This is a genomic window from Paenibacillus sp. FSL R5-0486 (assembly GCF_037975155.1).
In the GTDB taxonomy this organism is placed as follows: Bacteria; Bacillota; Bacilli; order Paenibacillales; family Paenibacillaceae; genus Paenibacillus; species Paenibacillus amylolyticus.
Genome location: NZ_CP150237.1, coordinates 184,902 through 201,092, shown reverse-complemented (window position 1 = coordinate 201,092; position 16,191 = coordinate 184,902). Strand labels below are relative to the sequence as shown.

11 protein-coding genes and 1 other RNA gene are annotated in these 16,191 nt (G+C 44.6%); all 12 read right to left on the bottom strand.

The genetic code is table 11. The features are described from left to right. Position 1: 1 nt before the first annotated feature. The 12 genes from MKY01_RS00960 to MKY01_RS00905 all read right to left on the bottom strand — a co-directional run bounded on the left by MKY01_RS00960 (position 2) and on the right by MKY01_RS00905 (position 16,175). Positions 2-1,624: an AlwI family type II restriction endonuclease gene (locus MKY01_RS00960; protein ID WP_127546342.1), complete on the bottom strand. Its 1,623-nt coding sequence runs from the start codon at positions 1,622-1,624 to the stop codon at positions 2-4. A gap of 1,055 nt (positions 1,625-2,679) precedes the next feature. Further along, entirely contained in the window at positions 2,680-3,144 is a 465-nt protein-coding gene (locus MKY01_RS00955; RefSeq protein ID WP_127546340.1) for a hypothetical protein, read from the bottom strand. Positions 3,145-3,344: 200 nt separating this feature from the next. Continuing rightward, positions 3,345-3,709, bottom strand: a transfer-messenger RNA (tmRNA) gene (gene ssrA / locus MKY01_RS00950). 588 nt (positions 3,710-4,297) lie between these two features. Continuing rightward, on the bottom strand, positions 4,298-4,780 hold the full coding sequence (gene smpB, locus MKY01_RS00945) for an SsrA-binding protein SmpB (protein WP_036674736.1): 483 nt from the start codon (positions 4,778-4,780) through the stop codon (positions 4,298-4,300). A gap of 260 nt (positions 4,781-5,040) precedes the next feature. Further along, complete coding sequence (gene rnr, locus MKY01_RS00940) at positions 5,041-7,836, bottom strand: ribonuclease R (protein ID WP_127546337.1); 2,796 nt, start codon at positions 7,834-7,836, stop codon at positions 5,041-5,043. A gap of 560 nt (positions 7,837-8,396) precedes the next feature. Beyond that, positions 8,397-8,630: a preprotein translocase subunit SecG gene (gene secG, locus MKY01_RS00935; protein ID WP_036616231.1), complete on the bottom strand. Its 234-nt coding sequence runs from the start codon at positions 8,628-8,630 to the stop codon at positions 8,397-8,399. 211 nt (positions 8,631-8,841) lie between these two features. Further along, a complete protein-coding gene (gene eno, locus MKY01_RS00930; protein WP_036616228.1) occupies positions 8,842-10,128 on the bottom strand; it encodes a phosphopyruvate hydratase in 1,287 nt (428 codons plus the stop codon). 239 nt (positions 10,129-10,367) lie between these two features. Beyond that, positions 10,368-11,912, bottom strand: coding sequence for a 2,3-bisphosphoglycerate-independent phosphoglycerate mutase (gpmI, locus tag MKY01_RS00925; RefSeq protein ID WP_036616224.1), 1,545 nt, complete (start codon positions 11,910-11,912; stop codon positions 10,368-10,370). A 1-nt stretch (position 11,913) separates the two neighbouring features. Next, positions 11,914-12,666, bottom strand: a complete 753-nt coding sequence (gene tpiA, locus MKY01_RS00920) for a triose-phosphate isomerase (protein WP_036616221.1) — start codon at positions 12,664-12,666, stop codon at positions 11,914-11,916. Positions 12,667-12,702: 36 nt separating this feature from the next. Then, positions 12,703-13,884: a phosphoglycerate kinase gene (locus MKY01_RS00915; RefSeq protein WP_036616219.1), complete on the bottom strand. Its 1,182-nt coding sequence runs from the start codon at positions 13,882-13,884 to the stop codon at positions 12,703-12,705. A gap of 151 nt (positions 13,885-14,035) precedes the next feature. Then, a complete protein-coding gene (gene gap, locus MKY01_RS00910) occupies positions 14,036-15,043 on the bottom strand; it encodes a type I glyceraldehyde-3-phosphate dehydrogenase (protein WP_017691243.1) in 1,008 nt (335 codons plus the stop codon). A 106-nt stretch (positions 15,044-15,149) separates the two neighbouring features. Further along, positions 15,150-16,175 carry a sugar-binding domain-containing protein gene (locus tag MKY01_RS00905; RefSeq protein ID WP_017691244.1) on the bottom strand — a complete coding sequence of 342 codons (1,026 nt, stop codon included), beginning with the start codon at positions 16,173-16,175 and terminating at the stop codon, positions 15,150-15,152. Between the last annotated feature and the right edge of the window lie 16 nt (positions 16,176-16,191).

Below are 16,191 nucleotides of genomic sequence, written 5' to 3'. Positions count from 1 at the left end.
CTTATACAAGGGAGGTAATATTATTTAACAACTGACCGAAAGATTTGTAACCCTTATTCTTAATAGATCTTAAAAATAGTTCAACTCGCTCATCATTATTTAAGTTTTCTTCCATACAATAATCCAAAAAGGCAAGTAACGCAGACGCAGTAATCATGATTCCTTGAATGTTCCTACCAGGTAATGTTTTTTCATAAACAGTTCGGGTGATTTTTTCTAAGCCTTTCTCTCCCCCAAAGTCTGCAACCGTAACGTACCCAAAGAACTTCACATCTCGTCCCTCAAATTTATCGTAATTAGGTATATATTCAGAAGCCATGTGCGAGATCAGATGTGCAGGTAAAGCAAATTTAGGACGGTACATCTTAGCATCAATTATGGCACAACTGTTTAGTCCATACTTTAAAAGTATCTCTACCTCTGTTCTAACAAGGTTAACAGATTTCGGCCTCATTACAACTTCAAAGCCCAAAGCCTTGAATATCTCTGCTGTTTTATCTTCAAATATTCGATCATTTGTCTCAGCCAAATAGGACCTAACGAACTCTGAACTTATGGAGGCAAGCTCTTGGGAAGCAATCATTTCGGCAGCTACCTCAGCTTCACGGCTTGGAAGTTCTGATTCCAAAATTTGTTTCAAATCATTAACTGATAATACAGATGGATTCGGTATACCTTCCAGCATTCGATCAATTTTCCTCTGCATTTTACTTCGATTTGTCGCTTGTTTGATACTCCCCATTTTTGAAGCCTTGTAACGATCAACATCAAGTCCATTACTTTCCGCCATTCGCTCCAGTGATATCATGTATCTTGTATTGAAAGGGTATCTTTCATCGTGAAATTCCACGGCTTCTTGTATTTCTTGGCTTTTCTCTGGATCAATTCGTAAGGCATCACCCCTAATGTATTCAACCAATCCTGTATAATTGCAGATCAACATAAAAGTGTGAGCCACATCAGAATGAGCACTTTCAAAAGCTCTTGCTCCTTTATCTGACCTTTCTCGGTGATCAAATATTTGAGCTATTTCTGCCTTCATGCTCTCTTGTTCAAGAGGAGTGGCCAATCGAAACTTTTGAATTTCTTCGGTCACTTTTTCTAGATCAGTATCCTTCTGTGCTTTCAATGCAAAGTATGTAATCTCCTTTTTGGTGACATAATAATTAAGTGATTCTTGATTGGTAAGTTTCATTAAAAATCGGGCTGGTCTTATTTGAAACCCTTCCGCAAACTTCGGCTTAAATCCAGATTCTAAGAAGTACGCATTTGGAATTTGAAGAGTCAAAATTTGTTTTTTAATGTTTTCTGCGACTTTATGTTTACTTAATAAGCTTTGTCCTACACGTGTTGGAACAAGGAATCCTTCTGTATTTGTATAACAATACGCGAATGTTTTAAGCATCGCAGCCCAAGTTCTTCCTCCTGATCCGTCACGACTAATATTTTCTCGCTTAACACCATATTTAATCAATGATTGTTCATAGTTCAAATGCGCTTCTCTGTTACCACTCCATTTTACCTTGAAATTATCTGTAGCATCTCTTAATGCAAGCAATGCTTCTAAATGTGTAGCTGGATCTCTTTCTGGCCGAGTAATAAACCATAGTAATCGTTCCCTCATTTCAAACCTCCAGTGTGATCTGTTATATCCTCAACATCTGCTCTCTTCATTTATCTAATCACGAATGTTGATAGCTTATGTCCAATATATTATTTTAGATTACTAAGTCGTTTCTCATTCGGTTTAACATTGCACAAAATTTCATCTTTGCATCATCAGTCGAAAGCATCGTTATCGTGACATCAAAGCCGTTAATAAACATTTGCTTGGAAATTCCTTTTAATTCAATTCCGTTAATTGAATCATATGTATAACTCTTTGATTTGAAAAATGGGGTTTTTAATACAAATTTGCTTATTGGTTATCATACATCATCCTTCGCAAAACCAAATAGAGCGCTACCTTAAACGATAAGAGAAATTTCTCTAGGTAAAAGTTCTGCTCCCGTACACTTAAACGGACCAGCCAAGTGAGATCCGTGTAAAGATGTTCCTCCGTTAGAAGGAATCCATCTCTGCCCGTGCTAAATATTGTATTATCAAACATTAGTAGAGGCCAGCAATTTGCATTAATTTAACAAGCTCTCAAGGCCCAGCTCATCTAACTCATTTTTATGCTACAAGTTGTGGATTTGGCTAATGGACGCGAGGGGAGTCGAACATTCGTCCGAAGATAACGACACATAAGCTTCTACGGGTATAGTCACAGTTTTGATGTCACCCGAGTATCGCCCCGTAATACAATTAATACTCCTCAAAATCTTGTTCGTCAAATACCACATCCTCATTAATTCCGCGAATACTGTACTTCACCTCTTCACATAACAAAACATCTGATTCTTCACTTGTATATTTACAAACATTAGCATCAAACAATACAAGGTTATATCCATTAGATACAGAACTTTTAAAGCTAATGCCATCAAACAGCAAATGAAAATGCATTATCTGAGGTAGGGACTGAGGATAATGTATTTACTCCTTATGCAATCCAAAATAAAAAACTCGAATTGGATTTATTAAAAAACACTACTGCTGACCCTAATGGTGATTGGACAATACAGATAGGATATCCACATATTAATCTGTATGTTAAAAATACAGGATCACAATCTTTTAGAGTGGTTCCTTTGATTGTGTAAGAAGAACTTGTCCTTTGGGTAATCCTAATCCACCATAAATAGTTACTGTATAGGCACCTGAAGGAACGAGCGGCATATGATCATTATTTATTAATTCTACTGTTGCTCCTGCTGTAACGTTCTCATCAAAAATAACTGTATTCTTAATGTTGTGCTTTACCTCTACTCTAAAAGAGTGTACTCCTGTATTTTTTACATTAAGTTTAATGTGTGGATACCCTATTGAAACAAAATAATCTTTCACAGGGTCTACTTGATCACCCATCAAATCCCAAGTTAGTGTTTGTGTTTCCTTAGATGTATTAGGACTGATTTCAGTAATTTCATTTTCCTCTTCAAATTTTAAATCCATATTACTTTTCCAAGCATTAGATACTCCAATAATAAGTGATATGAACAATATAATGGTACCAGTAATGACTAAAACTTTTTTTTTCACTTATTTAACATTCCTTTCAATAAAATTAACTTCTTATAGAATCGCATCAGAATTAACCCGATTGATATGACTTTATCATCCATCTCTTTGCGTAGGTATGTACTATAAATTTATTTAAAAAAAACAATTTAAATTTCTGTTTATTATATCATAAACTAAAAAACCACCAACCAGAACACTGGTTGATGGTTTCTTGACTCTAATGGAGGCGAGGGGAGTCGAACCCCTGTCCGAAGATAACGGCACATAAGCTTCTACGGGTGTAGTCACAGTTTTGATGTCACCCGAGTATCGCCCCGTAACCGGCTATACGTTGGGTCAGCCTGATTGTCTTCTTCAGCACACCCCAGGCGGAGATGTGACAGCGTATCCCACTACTAGTTAGCCCCTATCCCTGTCACATGGGCGATGCAGGGTAGAAGCACGCACACAGTTTCTTAGGCTGCGAAAGCGTAGTTTGTTTGTTGTTTGCCGTTTAATAGGCTTTAGCGTTGATAAAGCGGACGCGTCCCCACTACCCGCTACCCATGCTCGAACTATCCCCGTCGAATCCATAAACGCCCCCTCAATGAAGAAGGGCTCCAGGATTAATCCGTGAATACGGAGCAAAGGTGCTACACATCTTTTTCCTCCAAGGTAAAAAGATGCTTCTTTCAAACTCGGCATTCCTGTCTGCTACATGAGTAATCATAACACAGGACACATCACCGAAATAGTGCAGATTGCTGGAAGACATTCCAGCAGGCTGAGCATGTGTACAAGGTTATCCAATACAACAGGCTCAATCGTCTACATATTATACCGCGTCGCCAATCGGAAGTAAAGTTTACCCAGATCGGCTCACGAACAACGGCACCTAAGTATCTTACCCACGTTTCAGGCAAACTACGCAAAAGCTAAGAATTAGATTCATCAACGCGCCAAGCTCCATGCTCCTACCGACATCCCTTCAACACATATCAAAGGAAATCACCACACAATACACTTCACAGCAACTCACACCAAATCACCATCCCCAAATAAAAATAAAAAAAGCCCCAAGCTTGCCCATTGCAGGACAAACCTTGAGACTCCTTAACTCATACATCAATCTTCCTAGCTTCATCACAAAAACTAACTTATACACCTAAAGTAAAGCCGCCCAGTTCTCCACTTAACGTGCAACCTTCTGCTTCTCGCGCAGTACCCGTTGGATATCACGTTGAGCATCGCGCTTCGCGGCAGTTTCACGTTTGTCGTATTGCTTCTTACCTTTACCCAGTCCAAGCAAAAGCTTTGCATAACCATTGCGGATATAGATTTTCAGCGGAACAATGCTGTACCCATCCTGTTTCGACAGCCCGAGCAGCTTGTGAATCTGCACTTTATGCATCAACAACTTGCGCGTACGTGTTGGATCAAGCGGATTATTTCGGTTCCCTTGTTCAAAAGGACTAATATGCATATTGTGAATATGAATCTCACCGTTCCGAATCGTGGCAAATGCATCACCAATATTCGCACGGCCGTTACGAAGAGATTTGATCTCCGTTCCGGTAAGCACCATGCCCGCTTCATACGTATCTTCAATGAAGTAGTCATGGGAAGCCTTTTTATTCTGTGCGAGCACTTTACTCTGTCCATCATTCTTACCCATGTCCTCACTCCTTCTCCGTAAAATAAGCCGGTACCATGCTCTATAGCAGCGCACCCAATGTTGCACCAAGGTACCACGTGCCAGACCCTAATTGTAGCAAGTACGGCTGTTAAAATCAAGAAAGAGGCGACCTCTGCCGCCCCTCCTCATTACACCACTTTCAGACTGTGCGAAACAACACACCGGCTGAAGTGACTATTTTCTCCAACGCTTAACCTGGAGGAACGACTTGTAATCCATTTCTCCAAGTTACGTTAGCTTTATTTTTTCTTTTTCCGTACAAAAGCTGCCGTGCCGTTACCAGCTGCACCTTTGCTCTTCTTCCGCTTGCGTCGTGGTGCTCCGCCTTCCTGAGCGCCACCAGGAGTTGCATTCTCTCCAATAAATACGCCGCTTGACGAAGTGTTTTTGCGTCCACTTCCGCCTTTGCCACCTTTATTGCCGCCCTTGCCGGATTTAAAGCTTCCTTCACCGCGACCGCTGCCGCTGTTCAGGCCACTTCCTTGTCCATCGGTTGAACTACTGTCCGATCCACCCGATGTAGAGCTATATCCGCCTTTACCTGAGCCAAAACCAAAGCTCACCGCACCTTTGCCCCGGCCAGTTGATCCTCCAGCATCACCAGCACGACGCTCACCTTTTGGTTTGCCGCCGCCTTTACCTGCGTAGCCACCAGATGAGCCTGCGCCCGCGCCTGCACTCGCTGCTCCACCGCGACCGCCACGTCCACCTTTGCTGCTTTCTTCCGTTGATCTGCCACCACGGCTGGCTCCAGCAGCGGATGAGCCTCCTTTGCCGCCACGTGAACCGCTGAAACCACCCGGTCCACCCTTGACACCGCCGCGACCGCCACCACTTGCTGGGCGTCCACCTTTACCGCCACGTCCGCCACCGAAGCCGCCAGGACGTTCACCGCGAGGTTTCATATCTACCATTTCAAAATCAATCGTATACTCTTCCATGCTTACACGTGCCACACGGATCTTCACTTCATCACCGATGCGGAAGACTTTCGAGGTACGTTCACCAATCAGAGCCATATGCTGATCGTCAAAATGGTAATAGTCGTCCGTGAGTGCGCTCAGGCGAATCAAGCCTTCAACCGTGTTTTCCAACTCAATGAACATACCAAAGCTGGTCACACTGCTGATCATGCCTTCGAACTCTTCGCCTACTTTGTCGAGCATGTACTCGGCTTTTTTCATTTTCTCCGTATCCCGCTCAGCTTCTACCGCCACACGTTCACGTTCAGAAGACTGCTGCGCAATATCGGACATACGTGCTGCCAAATACTCCTGACGGTTCTCCGGCAATGCACCATTATTTTCAATGACTTCGCGAATCACCCGGTGAATGACAAGATCGGGATAACGACGAATTGGAGACGTAAAGTGACTATAGAATTCTGCCGCGAGGCCAAAGTGACCCGACATTTCAGAATCATACTTCGCCTGTTTCATCGAACGGAGCATCATCGTACTAATCACAGTTTGTTCTTTCGTTTCTTTAATATCCTCAAGCAACGATTGAAGCGCCCGTGGATGAATCGCATTGCCACGTCCTTTGACCTGGTGTCCAAAATTCGCCGCAAAGGCGAGGAAATTTTGCAGTTTTTCCTGATCCGGGTCTTCGTGCACACGATAAATGAAAGGAACCTTCAACCAGTGGAAATGCTCTGCCACTGTTTCGTTCGCTGCCAACATGAATTCCTCAATGATTTGCTCTGCGATCGAACGCTCCCGTTTCACGATATCTACCGGTTTGCATTCTGCGTCCACAATGATTTTGGATTCTTCAAAATCAAAGTCAACCGCACCACGGCGCATACGCATAGCACGCAACTTCAAAGCGATCTCTTTCATCAGATGGAAATCATCTACCAGATCCTTATAACGCTCGAGCAATTCCGGCTCTTCACCTTCAAGGATTTTACGGACGTTGGAATACGTCATCCGCTCTTTGGTTTTGATTACACTTGTGAAAATGTCATGTTTTACAACCTTCATCTGGTCGTTAAACTCCATCTCACAAGACAGTGTCAAGCGGTCTACCTGCGGGTTCAAACTACAGATCCCGTTGGACAGACGCTGTGGCAGCATCGGAATAACCCGGTCCACCAGATACACACTGCATCCACGGTTGTAGGCTTCCTGATCAAGCTTGGAATTCTCCTGCACATAATAGCCAACGTCGGCAATATGAACACCCAGACGGTAGTTCCCGTTAGGCAGTTTCTCTACATTTACAGCATCATCCAGATCCTTGGCATCTTCGCCATCAATCGTGACAATGTTAAGTCCGCGCAGATCACGGCGACCCTGTTGTACAATCTCTTCATCCGTGATGGAGTCGGGTGCTTTTTCCGCCTCTTCTACCACTTCATCAGGGAAAGCTTCAGGCAACTGATGCTTGCGAATGACGGACAAAATATCAATACCCGGCTCATCCTTATGACCGAGAATCTCGATCACTTCACCTTCGGCAGCCGCACGGCCCTCCGGATAGCTGACGATCTTGGCTACGACCTTCTGTCCATCAACCGCCCCAGCAAAGTTGGTACGTGGGATGAAAATATCGCGATTAATCCGTTTATCATCCGGAATGACAAATCCGTACACCTCATGGCTCTGGAACACACCAACGACTTGTGTCACAGCACGAGTAACAATACGGACGATCTCACCCTCCAAACGACCACCTGAAGGTCCTTGAGATGTGACTTTAACCAATACCGTATCACCATTCATCGCACTTTTCATATCATTGGCGTGAATGTACACATCCGGGTGCTCCCGATCCTCAGGGATAAGGAAAGCGAAACCTTTGGCGTGAGCCTGTAAACGTCCACGTACCAAATCCATGCGCTCTGGCATGCCATAGCGATTGTTACGGGTCAGCAAAACTTTACCGGATTCCTCCAGCGTATTAAGCATAATCAAAAAGGCTTTGAAATCAGCTGCATCTTCAATAGCGAAGTGCTGTTCCAACTCCTGATAAGTCATAGGTTTATAAGCGGTTTCCCGCATGAAGTCGAGCAATTGTTGTTCTGTTATCATTAATATATTCACCTCGGGAAACATAAAAGTGTAAGCAAGTCTCATCTCTTTATGTATCGGAATTCTTACCTTTTTCATGCAATACAATATCATTGCTGTGAAGAGTGTAGTAGTACAACCATACTATCTCATACCCTAGTATACACGAATTCAATCCGGCCCATCCGTACCTCGCAAAAAAACCACAGTTGCCGGGCGCTCCTCTAAAATCACGCTTTCACGTATCTCTACAGCATTTTATGCGATACACGTGCTGTGCGCATCTGGAAAAGGACTACATCCGAAAATTTTCTGTACACATGACATTCATTATAGGGAGTGAGTTCGCGTAACGAATAAGCGAGGGACATACCATACATGATAGGGGTGTGTTGCATGTTAAGGAAGGAAAACCAAACAGAAGTGAGAAGAAGACCGAAAATCATGGAGTCTATAGATTAAATTGTTGGAAAAGTTTGGACGCGTAAGAATTTATTAAAAAACCCCCGTTTCTTCACGAAACGAAGGTTCATCAATTAAGCCATTAGCTTAAGCTATTCATTGAACAGCAGTTCCGAATCTTACTTGGAAACCACCGTAACAACAATAGACAAAATCATAAATCCTGCACCCAGTACCACCGTTGCACGTTGCAGGAAGAGATCCAATCCGCGCGCTTTCGTTTTACCGAAAAGATGTTCCGCACCACCGGAGATGGCACCCGCCAAACCAGCGCTTTTCCCGTGCTGCAGCAATACTACAGTGATTAGACCGATCGAGAAAACAACGAGCAGCAATTTCAAAGCAATATCCATTCTTTCCACCTCCTACCCATGTGGGCATACATCTCACCATAAAAACAGTTACTTTAATTGTAACATAGCTATGGTTGTACTACAAGTAGTACAGTTTATACAATGCCCTAAATTTCACCATCTGCGTGATCCTTACGTTATACCATTACTTCGTTGCAATAAAAAAGACAAGCCGGTTACCCGGCTTGCCTGTAAAAGCTGGATATCCAGCTTATTTTTTAAGGTTGTAGAATCCTTTAAGACCATTGTATTGAGCCAGTTCACCCAGTTGATCCTCAATGCGGAGCAATTGGTTGTACTTCGCGATACGGTCTGTACGGGAAGGAGCACCCGTTTTGATTTGACCAGCGTTAGTTGCAACAGCGATATCAGCGATTGTGCTGTCTTCGGACTCACCGGAACGGTGGGAGATTACAGCTGTGTATCCTGCGCGTTTAGCCATTTCGATTGCATCAAATGTTTCAGTCAATGTACCGATTTGGTTAACTTTGATCAGGATGGAGTTACCGATACCTTCGTTGATACCTCTGCCCAGACGCTCAGTGTTTGTTACGAACAGGTCATCACCAACGAGTTGTACTTTGTCTCCCAATTTCTCAGTGAGCAATTTCCAACCATCCCAGTCATCTTCGGACATACCGTCTTCGATTGTGATGATTGGGTATTTCTCAACCCATGAAGCCAGAAGGTCAACATACTCAGCGGAAGTGTAAGATTTACCTTCGCCAGCAAGTGTGTACTTACCATCTTTGTAGAACTCAGTGGAAGCAACGTCCATACCCAAGAATACGTCAACGCCTGGTTTGTAACCAGCTTTTTCAATTGCTTCGATGATTGTAGTGATTGCTTCTTCGTTCGAACCAAGGTTCGGTGCGAAACCACCTTCGTCACCTACAGCTGTGTTCAAGCCTTTGGAGCTCAATACGGATTTCAAGTTGTGGAAGATCTCTGCACCTACGCGAAGAGCTTCTTTGAAGCTTGGTGCTCCAACTGGAAGAACCATGAACTCTTGAACGTCGATGTTGTTGTCAGCATGCTCACCACCGTTGATGATGTTCATCATTGGTACTGGCAATGCTTTAGCGTTGAATCCGCCCAGGTAAACATACAATGGCAGGTCCAGAGCGTCAGCAGCTGCGCGAGCTACTGCCATGGATACAGCTAGGATGGCGTTAGCGCCCAGTTTACCTTTGTTTGGAGTACCATCCAAAGTGATCATCAATTTGTCGATACCCAGTTGATCCAATGCATCCATACCGATAACTTCTGGAGCGATTGTTTCGTTTACGTTTTTAACAGCTTGCAGAACGCCTTTACCGAGGTAACGGGATTTGTCACCATCGCGAAGCTCAACTGCTTCGTGGGCACCAGTGGATGCACCAGATGGAACGATTGCGCGTCCGATTGCGCCGGACTCCAGGTATACTTCAACTTCTACTGTAGGGTTACCGCGGGAGTCGAGGACTTCGCGAGCGTACACGTCAGAAATAATAGTCATTTGTGATAATCTCCTTTAAATTTGAATTTATTTTTAATACGTTCAGAATAGTTCAGTTTCACCAGGCCACTCCGCACGCAGTACCATCTTCCGATCGCTGTTATCCCCTGATTCCTTTGAACTTATTTTTATAAGTTGGAATCCTGTGATAAAGGCGAACGCTAACGCTTCTTCAGATTGGTTCTGCCCGCTTTGTTCCAGGTTCCACTCTGTCTTATTCGACAACCTATTAAAACGAATTATTTACGGGTAGCGATGACGGATGTACCTGTCATCTCAGCCGGTTTAGGCAATTGCATCAGGTCAAGGATCGTTGGCGCGATATCTGCCAGGATTCCGCCTTCACGCAAAGTTACATTGGCATCCGTAACGATGAATGGAACCGGGTTCGTTGTATGAGCTGTGAACGGACGTCCTTTCTCATCGAACACCATATCCGCGTTACCATGATCCGCCGTGATCAGTACAACGCCGCCTTTGGCAAGTACTGCATCCACAACACGGCCCATACACTCATCTGTTACTTCAACCGCTTTGATGGTAGGCTCCAGCATGCCGGAGTGTCCAACCATGTCAGGGTTAGCAAAGTTCAGAATGATGGCGTCATGTTTGTCTGCTTCGATCTCGCGAACACATGCGTCAGCAACTTCATACGCGCTCATCTCTGGTTGCAGATCATACGTTGCAACTTTTGGTGAGTTGATCAGTACGCGAGTTTCGCCCGGAAGCTCCACATCACGACCACCGCTGAAGAAGAAGGTAACGTGCGGGTATTTCTCAGTTTCTGCAATACGCAGTTGTTTTTTATTGTTCTGTACCAGGACTTCACCCAGGGTGTTGTCGAGGTTCTTCGGCGAATAAGCCACATAACCTTCAACCGTCTCGCTGAACAAAGTCAAGCATACAAAGTGCAAGCCCACAGGGAACTTCGGACCACGATCAAAACCGCGGAAATCCTGGTTCGTGAATACTTGCGACAACTGGATCGCACGGTCAGGACGGAAGTTGAGGAAGATAACGGAATCGCCGCTCTCAACCAAACCTACCGGCTCACCATCCGCTTTAACGATAACCGTTGGTTCAACGAATTCATCAAATACGGATTTCTCATACGATTCTTCAACCGCTTTGAGTGGGTCAGTGTATTTTGGTCCATCTCCATAAACGATGGCGCGGTATGATTTCTCAACCCGTTCCCAACGTTTGTCACGGTCCATCGCGTAATAGCGACCTTGAACCGTTGCGATTTTACCTACACCGACTTCTTCAATCTTAGCGATCAGCTTCTGCATGAAGTCTTTACCACTGTCTGGCATAACATCACGGCCATCCATGAAAGCATGAATGTATACATCATTCATTCCTTCTTTTTTGGCCAGATCCAGCATAGCAAACAGGTGGTCGATGTGACTATGTACGCCGCCATCGGACAACAAACCGTAGAGATGAAGCTTTTTGCCGCTTTGTTTCGCTTCGCGAACAGCTTTGACAAGTGTTTCATTGTCGTAGAACTCGCCGTCACGAATGGATTTGGAGATACGGGTCAAATCCTGGTATACGATCCGGCCGGCACCAATGTTCAGGTGACCTACCTCGGAATTTCCCATTTGCCCTTCTGGCAAACCTACAGCTTCACCGCAAGCAGTGAGTGTTGTATGTGGGAATTGGCTCATGAAACGGTCGTAGTTCGGTTTCTTGGCTTGCGCTACCGCGTTGCCTTCCACCGTGTTACGCAGACCAAAGCCATCCATGATGATCAGTGCTACAGGTTTTGGAGCTGTCATCTTACTTCGCCCCCTCAACAAGCGCGATGAACGAAGCCGGCTGCAAGCTGGCACCGCCAACAAGTGCGCCGTCGATGTCGCTTTGTCCGAGGTATTCTGTTACGTTCTCCGGTTTAACACTGCCGCCGTATTGAATACGAACTGCATTAGCTACCGTCTCGTTGTACAGATCCTTCACCAGCGTACGGATGTAAGCAATAACTTCATTCGCATCTTGGGAAGTGGAGGATTTGCCTGTACCAATCGCCCAGATTGGCTCATAAGCGATAACAACTTGTGCCGCTTGCTCTGCAGACAGACCTGCAAAAGCAGCTACTGTTTGCACTTTGCATACGTCTTTTGTTTGGTTCGCTTCACGCTCTTCAAGCGTCTCACCAAGGCAGAAGATTGGAGTCAAACCGTGACGGAATGCTGCATGCAACTTTTTATTGACAGTCTCATCGGTTTCCGCAAAATATTGACGGCGCTCCGAGTGACCAATAATGACATAATCCACACCCAGGTCTTTCAGCATCACGCCGCTGATTTCACCTGTGAATGCACCGTTATCTTCAAAATGAAGATTTTGTGCACCAATTTTGATATTTGTGCCTTTAACAGCTTCTACCAGGGATGGCAGATTTGTAAACGGTGCGCAGATTACAGTTTCCACGCCTTCAACTTCCGCTTTTCCTTTAACTTCCTGAATGAAGTCATTGGATTCGGAAACCGTTTTGAACATTTTCCAGTTACCTGCGATAATCGGTGTTCTCATGGGTTTCAACTCCTTCATGCTATAGGCTACTAAAACTTACTTGTCGTTCAATGCCACTACGCCTGGAAGTACTTTACCTTCCATGAACTCGAGCGATGCACCGCCACCTGTAGAGATGTGGTTCATCTTGTCAGCCAATTTGAACTTCTCAGCTGCTGCTGCGGAGTCACCGCCACCAATTACAGTGTAAGCTTCTGTCTCAGCGCAAGCTTCCGCTACTGCACGAGTACCGTGGGAGAATGGCTCGATTTCAAATACGCCCATTGGTCCGTTCCACACAACCAATTTGGAGTTTTTGATTACATCAGCATAGATCTCACGTGTTTTAGGACCGATGTCGATACCTTCCCAATCTGCTGGGATACCATCGATGTCAACGATTTGTGTGTTTGCTTTCGCACTGAAATCGTCAGATACTACGATATCTACCGGCAGGTAGAAGTTTTTGCCCAATTTTTTCGCTTTTTCGATAAAACCGAGAGCAACATCAAGTTTGGAATCATCCAGCAAGGATTGTCCAATTTCATGTCCTTGTGCTTTGAAGAACGTGTAAGTCAGACCGCCACCGATGATTACGTTGTCTGCAATGTTCAGCAGGTTGTCGATTACATCGATTTTGTCCTTAACTTTGGATCCACCAATGATAGCTGTGAAAGGACGCTCAGGGTTGGAAATTGCTTTACCCAACACTTCAAGTTCTTTCTCCATCAACAAACCGGACACTGCTGGAAGCAAGTGAGCGATTCCTTCAGTCGAAGCGTGTGCTCTGTGAGCCGCGCCAAACGCATCGTTAACGAAAACGTCAGCCAGTTCAGCAAATTGTTTTGCCAGTTCCGGATCGTTTTTCTCTTCGCCTGCGTGGAAACGAACGTTTTCAAGCAACAATACGTCGCCGTTGTTCAGTTCAGCGATTTGAGCTTTAACAGCGTCACCAACAGAACCGTCAGCTTTAACAACTGTTTTACCAAGCAATTCAGACAAACGCTCAGCTGCTGGAGTCAAACGCAAAGATTCAACCACTTCGCCGTTAGGACGACCCATGTGGCTTGCCAAAATGACTTTAGCGCCTTTTTCAATCAAGAAGTTGATTGTAGGAAGCGTTGCACGAATACGTTTGTCATCTGTAATTTTACCATCTTCGAGCGGCACATTGAAATCTACACGGACAAAAGCCCGTTTTCCTGTCAATTCGATATCGCGTACACTTTTTTTGTTCATCTGTATTTCCTCCGCACCCATGTATTTGGTGGACCAATCAAGAGCTAAAATCCCTCGTCAATCCTGGTGTTTTTGAGAAATTTGCAAAATGTAGATATATAAAGAGCGGAAACAATATAGCATCTGTTTCCGCTCTATGTTATTACAGATATTACTTAATCATTTTTGCAAAGTGCTCCAAAGTGCGAACCAATTGTGCAGTGTAGGACATTTCATTGTCATACCAAGCTACAGTTTTAACCAATTGTTGGTCGCCAACAGTCAGAACTTTAGTTTGAGTTGCATCAAACAGGGAACCGAAAGTGATTCCTTGGATATCGGAAGATACGATTTCGTCTTCTGTGTATCCGAAAGTTTCTGGATCGGAAGCTTCTTGCATAGCTGCGTTAACTTCTTCAGCAGTTACTTTTTTGTTCAGAACAGTTACGAGCTCAGTCAGGGAACCAGTAGCTACTGGTACACGTTGAGCTGCACCATCAAGGATGCCTTGCAGTTCTGGGATTACCAGACCGATTGCTTTAGCAGCACCAGTTGTGTTAGGGATGATGTTTTCAGCTGCTGCGCGAGCACGACGGAAGTCACCTTTAGGGTGTGGAGCATCCAACGTGTTTTGGTCGCCAGTGTAAGCGTGAATTGTAGTCATCAAACCTTGAACGATTCCGAATTTGTCTTGCAGTGTTTTTGCCATAGGTGCCAGGCAGTTTGTTGTGCAAGATGCGCCGGAGATTACAGTTTCAGTACCGTCGAGGATTTCATGGTTTACGTTGTAAACGATGGTTTTCATGTCGCCAGTAGCTGGTGCGGAGATAACAACTTTCTTAGCTCCACCTTTCAAGTGTTTCTCAGCTGCTTCTTTAGTTGTGAAGAAACCAGTACATTCCAGAACGATATCTACGCCCAGGTCGCCCCAAGGAAGTTCTTCCGGGTTACGGTTAGCCAATACTTTAACTTCTTTGCCGTTCACTTTGAAGAAGCCATCGTGTACTTCAACATCGCCATCGAAGCGACCTTGAGTTGTATCATATTTGAGCAAATGAGCGAGCATTTTAGCGTCAGTCAAGTCGTTGATTGCTACTACCTCGATGCCTGCTACATTTTGAATACGGCGGAATGCCAAGCGTCCAATACGTCCAAAACCGTTAATACCTACTTTAATCATGAGTAAGTTCCTCCCAAGTTTTGATTAATTTTTTATGAAACTTATATATTCAAGACAGACGGTGAAGTCCGTCAAGACAACAATAGTTGTGATACAAAGTAAAACCTTATTCCATTTCAGCAACGATGACTTCGGCAGCAGCCTCATCAATAATCAGAATATCTTCCTGACCAAATCGTAACACGGAATGTATTGCAGCAGCTTTGCTTTTGCCACCTGCAATTCCAATCACAACATCGGTTCGTTCAATATCCTGAAGTCGCATACCCAGTGTAAGCATGGTATGTACCACCTCACCCTGATCATTAAAGTAATAACCGAAAGATTCAGATACGGCCCCTTGCTCCTGAAGTTCATCTATAATCTCCGTCGCAAGTTTGCGTCTTTTGGCCATTTCTACGGCATCACCAATTCCATGAATAACAATCCGTGATTGCCTGATCAGCTGCAGAATCTCCTGAACACTAGGGTCCTGGATTAATGATTCATAGGCATGATCACTGAGCAAATCCGGTACATGCAGGAGTTTGTATTGCGCCCCTACCCGTTTTGCCATTGTGGATGCGATCGTATTAGCCTGAATTTCAAGGCTTTCTCCAAGTCCACCGCGTGCCGGTACGAACCAGACACCTTTGAGCGAAGTTGGCGGATTTAGTTGTTCTGCGACTTCGGCCGTTGTTGAACCGCCAGTAACGGCGACAACGTCGTTGTCACTCATGATATTGCCGAGAGCCTTCGCTCCGGCTCTGCCCAGTTCCCTTTTGGCAAATGGAGAAACGTCCGAATCGCCAGGAACCACAACTACCTTTTGCAGACCGTATGCTTGCTTGATGCGCTCTTCCAGCTCGGATAATCCGAACAACTCTTTGGCTACGGGCTCTAACTGCTGCAGCAAATCATACCCTGCCTCGCTGATCTTCATTCCTGCACTGTCAATTTCAATAAGTCCCTGAGCCTTTAACAGATCGGTCTCAGCCCTCAGAACCCGCTCGGTCATCTGCATGGAATTAGCTAACGTTCTCCGTCCGATCACATCCGATAACATGATCTGTTGCAGAATCGTATACCTCTTTTTCAAGATATCCATGAGATCAGGCAGAAGCTGCTTTTGTACTTCTAAAATCGTTCGCATGCTTTCCACTCCCGCA

Coding starts and splice junctions, on each gene's coding strand:
- MKY01_RS00960 (WP_127546342.1), bottom strand. CDS start 1,624: ATGAGGGAACGATTACTATGGTTTATTACTCGGCCAGAAAGAGATCCA.
- smpB (WP_036674736.1), bottom strand. CDS start 4,780: ATGGGTAAGAATGATGGACAGAGTAAAGTGCTCGCACAGAATAAAAAG.
- rnr (WP_127546337.1), bottom strand. CDS start 7,836: ATGATAACAGAACAACAATTGCTCGACTTCATGCGGGAAACCGCTTAT.
- secG (WP_036616231.1), bottom strand. CDS start 8,630: ATGGATATTGCTTTGAAATTGCTGCTCGTTGTTTTCTCGATCGGTCTA.
- eno (WP_036616228.1), bottom strand. CDS start 10,128: ATGACTATTATTTCTGACGTGTACGCTCGCGAAGTCCTCGACTCCCGC.
- gpmI (WP_036616224.1), bottom strand. CDS start 11,912: ATGACAGCTCCAAAACCTGTAGCACTGATCATCATGGATGGCTTTGGT.
- tpiA (WP_036616221.1), bottom strand. CDS start 12,666: ATGAGAACACCGATTATCGCAGGTAACTGGAAAATGTTCAAAACGGTT.
- MKY01_RS00915 (WP_036616219.1), bottom strand. CDS start 13,884: ATGAACAAAAAAAGTGTACGCGATATCGAATTGACAGGAAAACGGGCT.
- gap (WP_017691243.1), bottom strand. CDS start 15,043: ATGATTAAAGTAGGTATTAACGGTTTTGGACGTATTGGACGCTTGGCA.
- MKY01_RS00905 (WP_017691244.1), bottom strand. CDS start 16,175: ATGCGAACGATTTTAGAAGTACAAAAGCAGCTTCTGCCTGATCTCATG.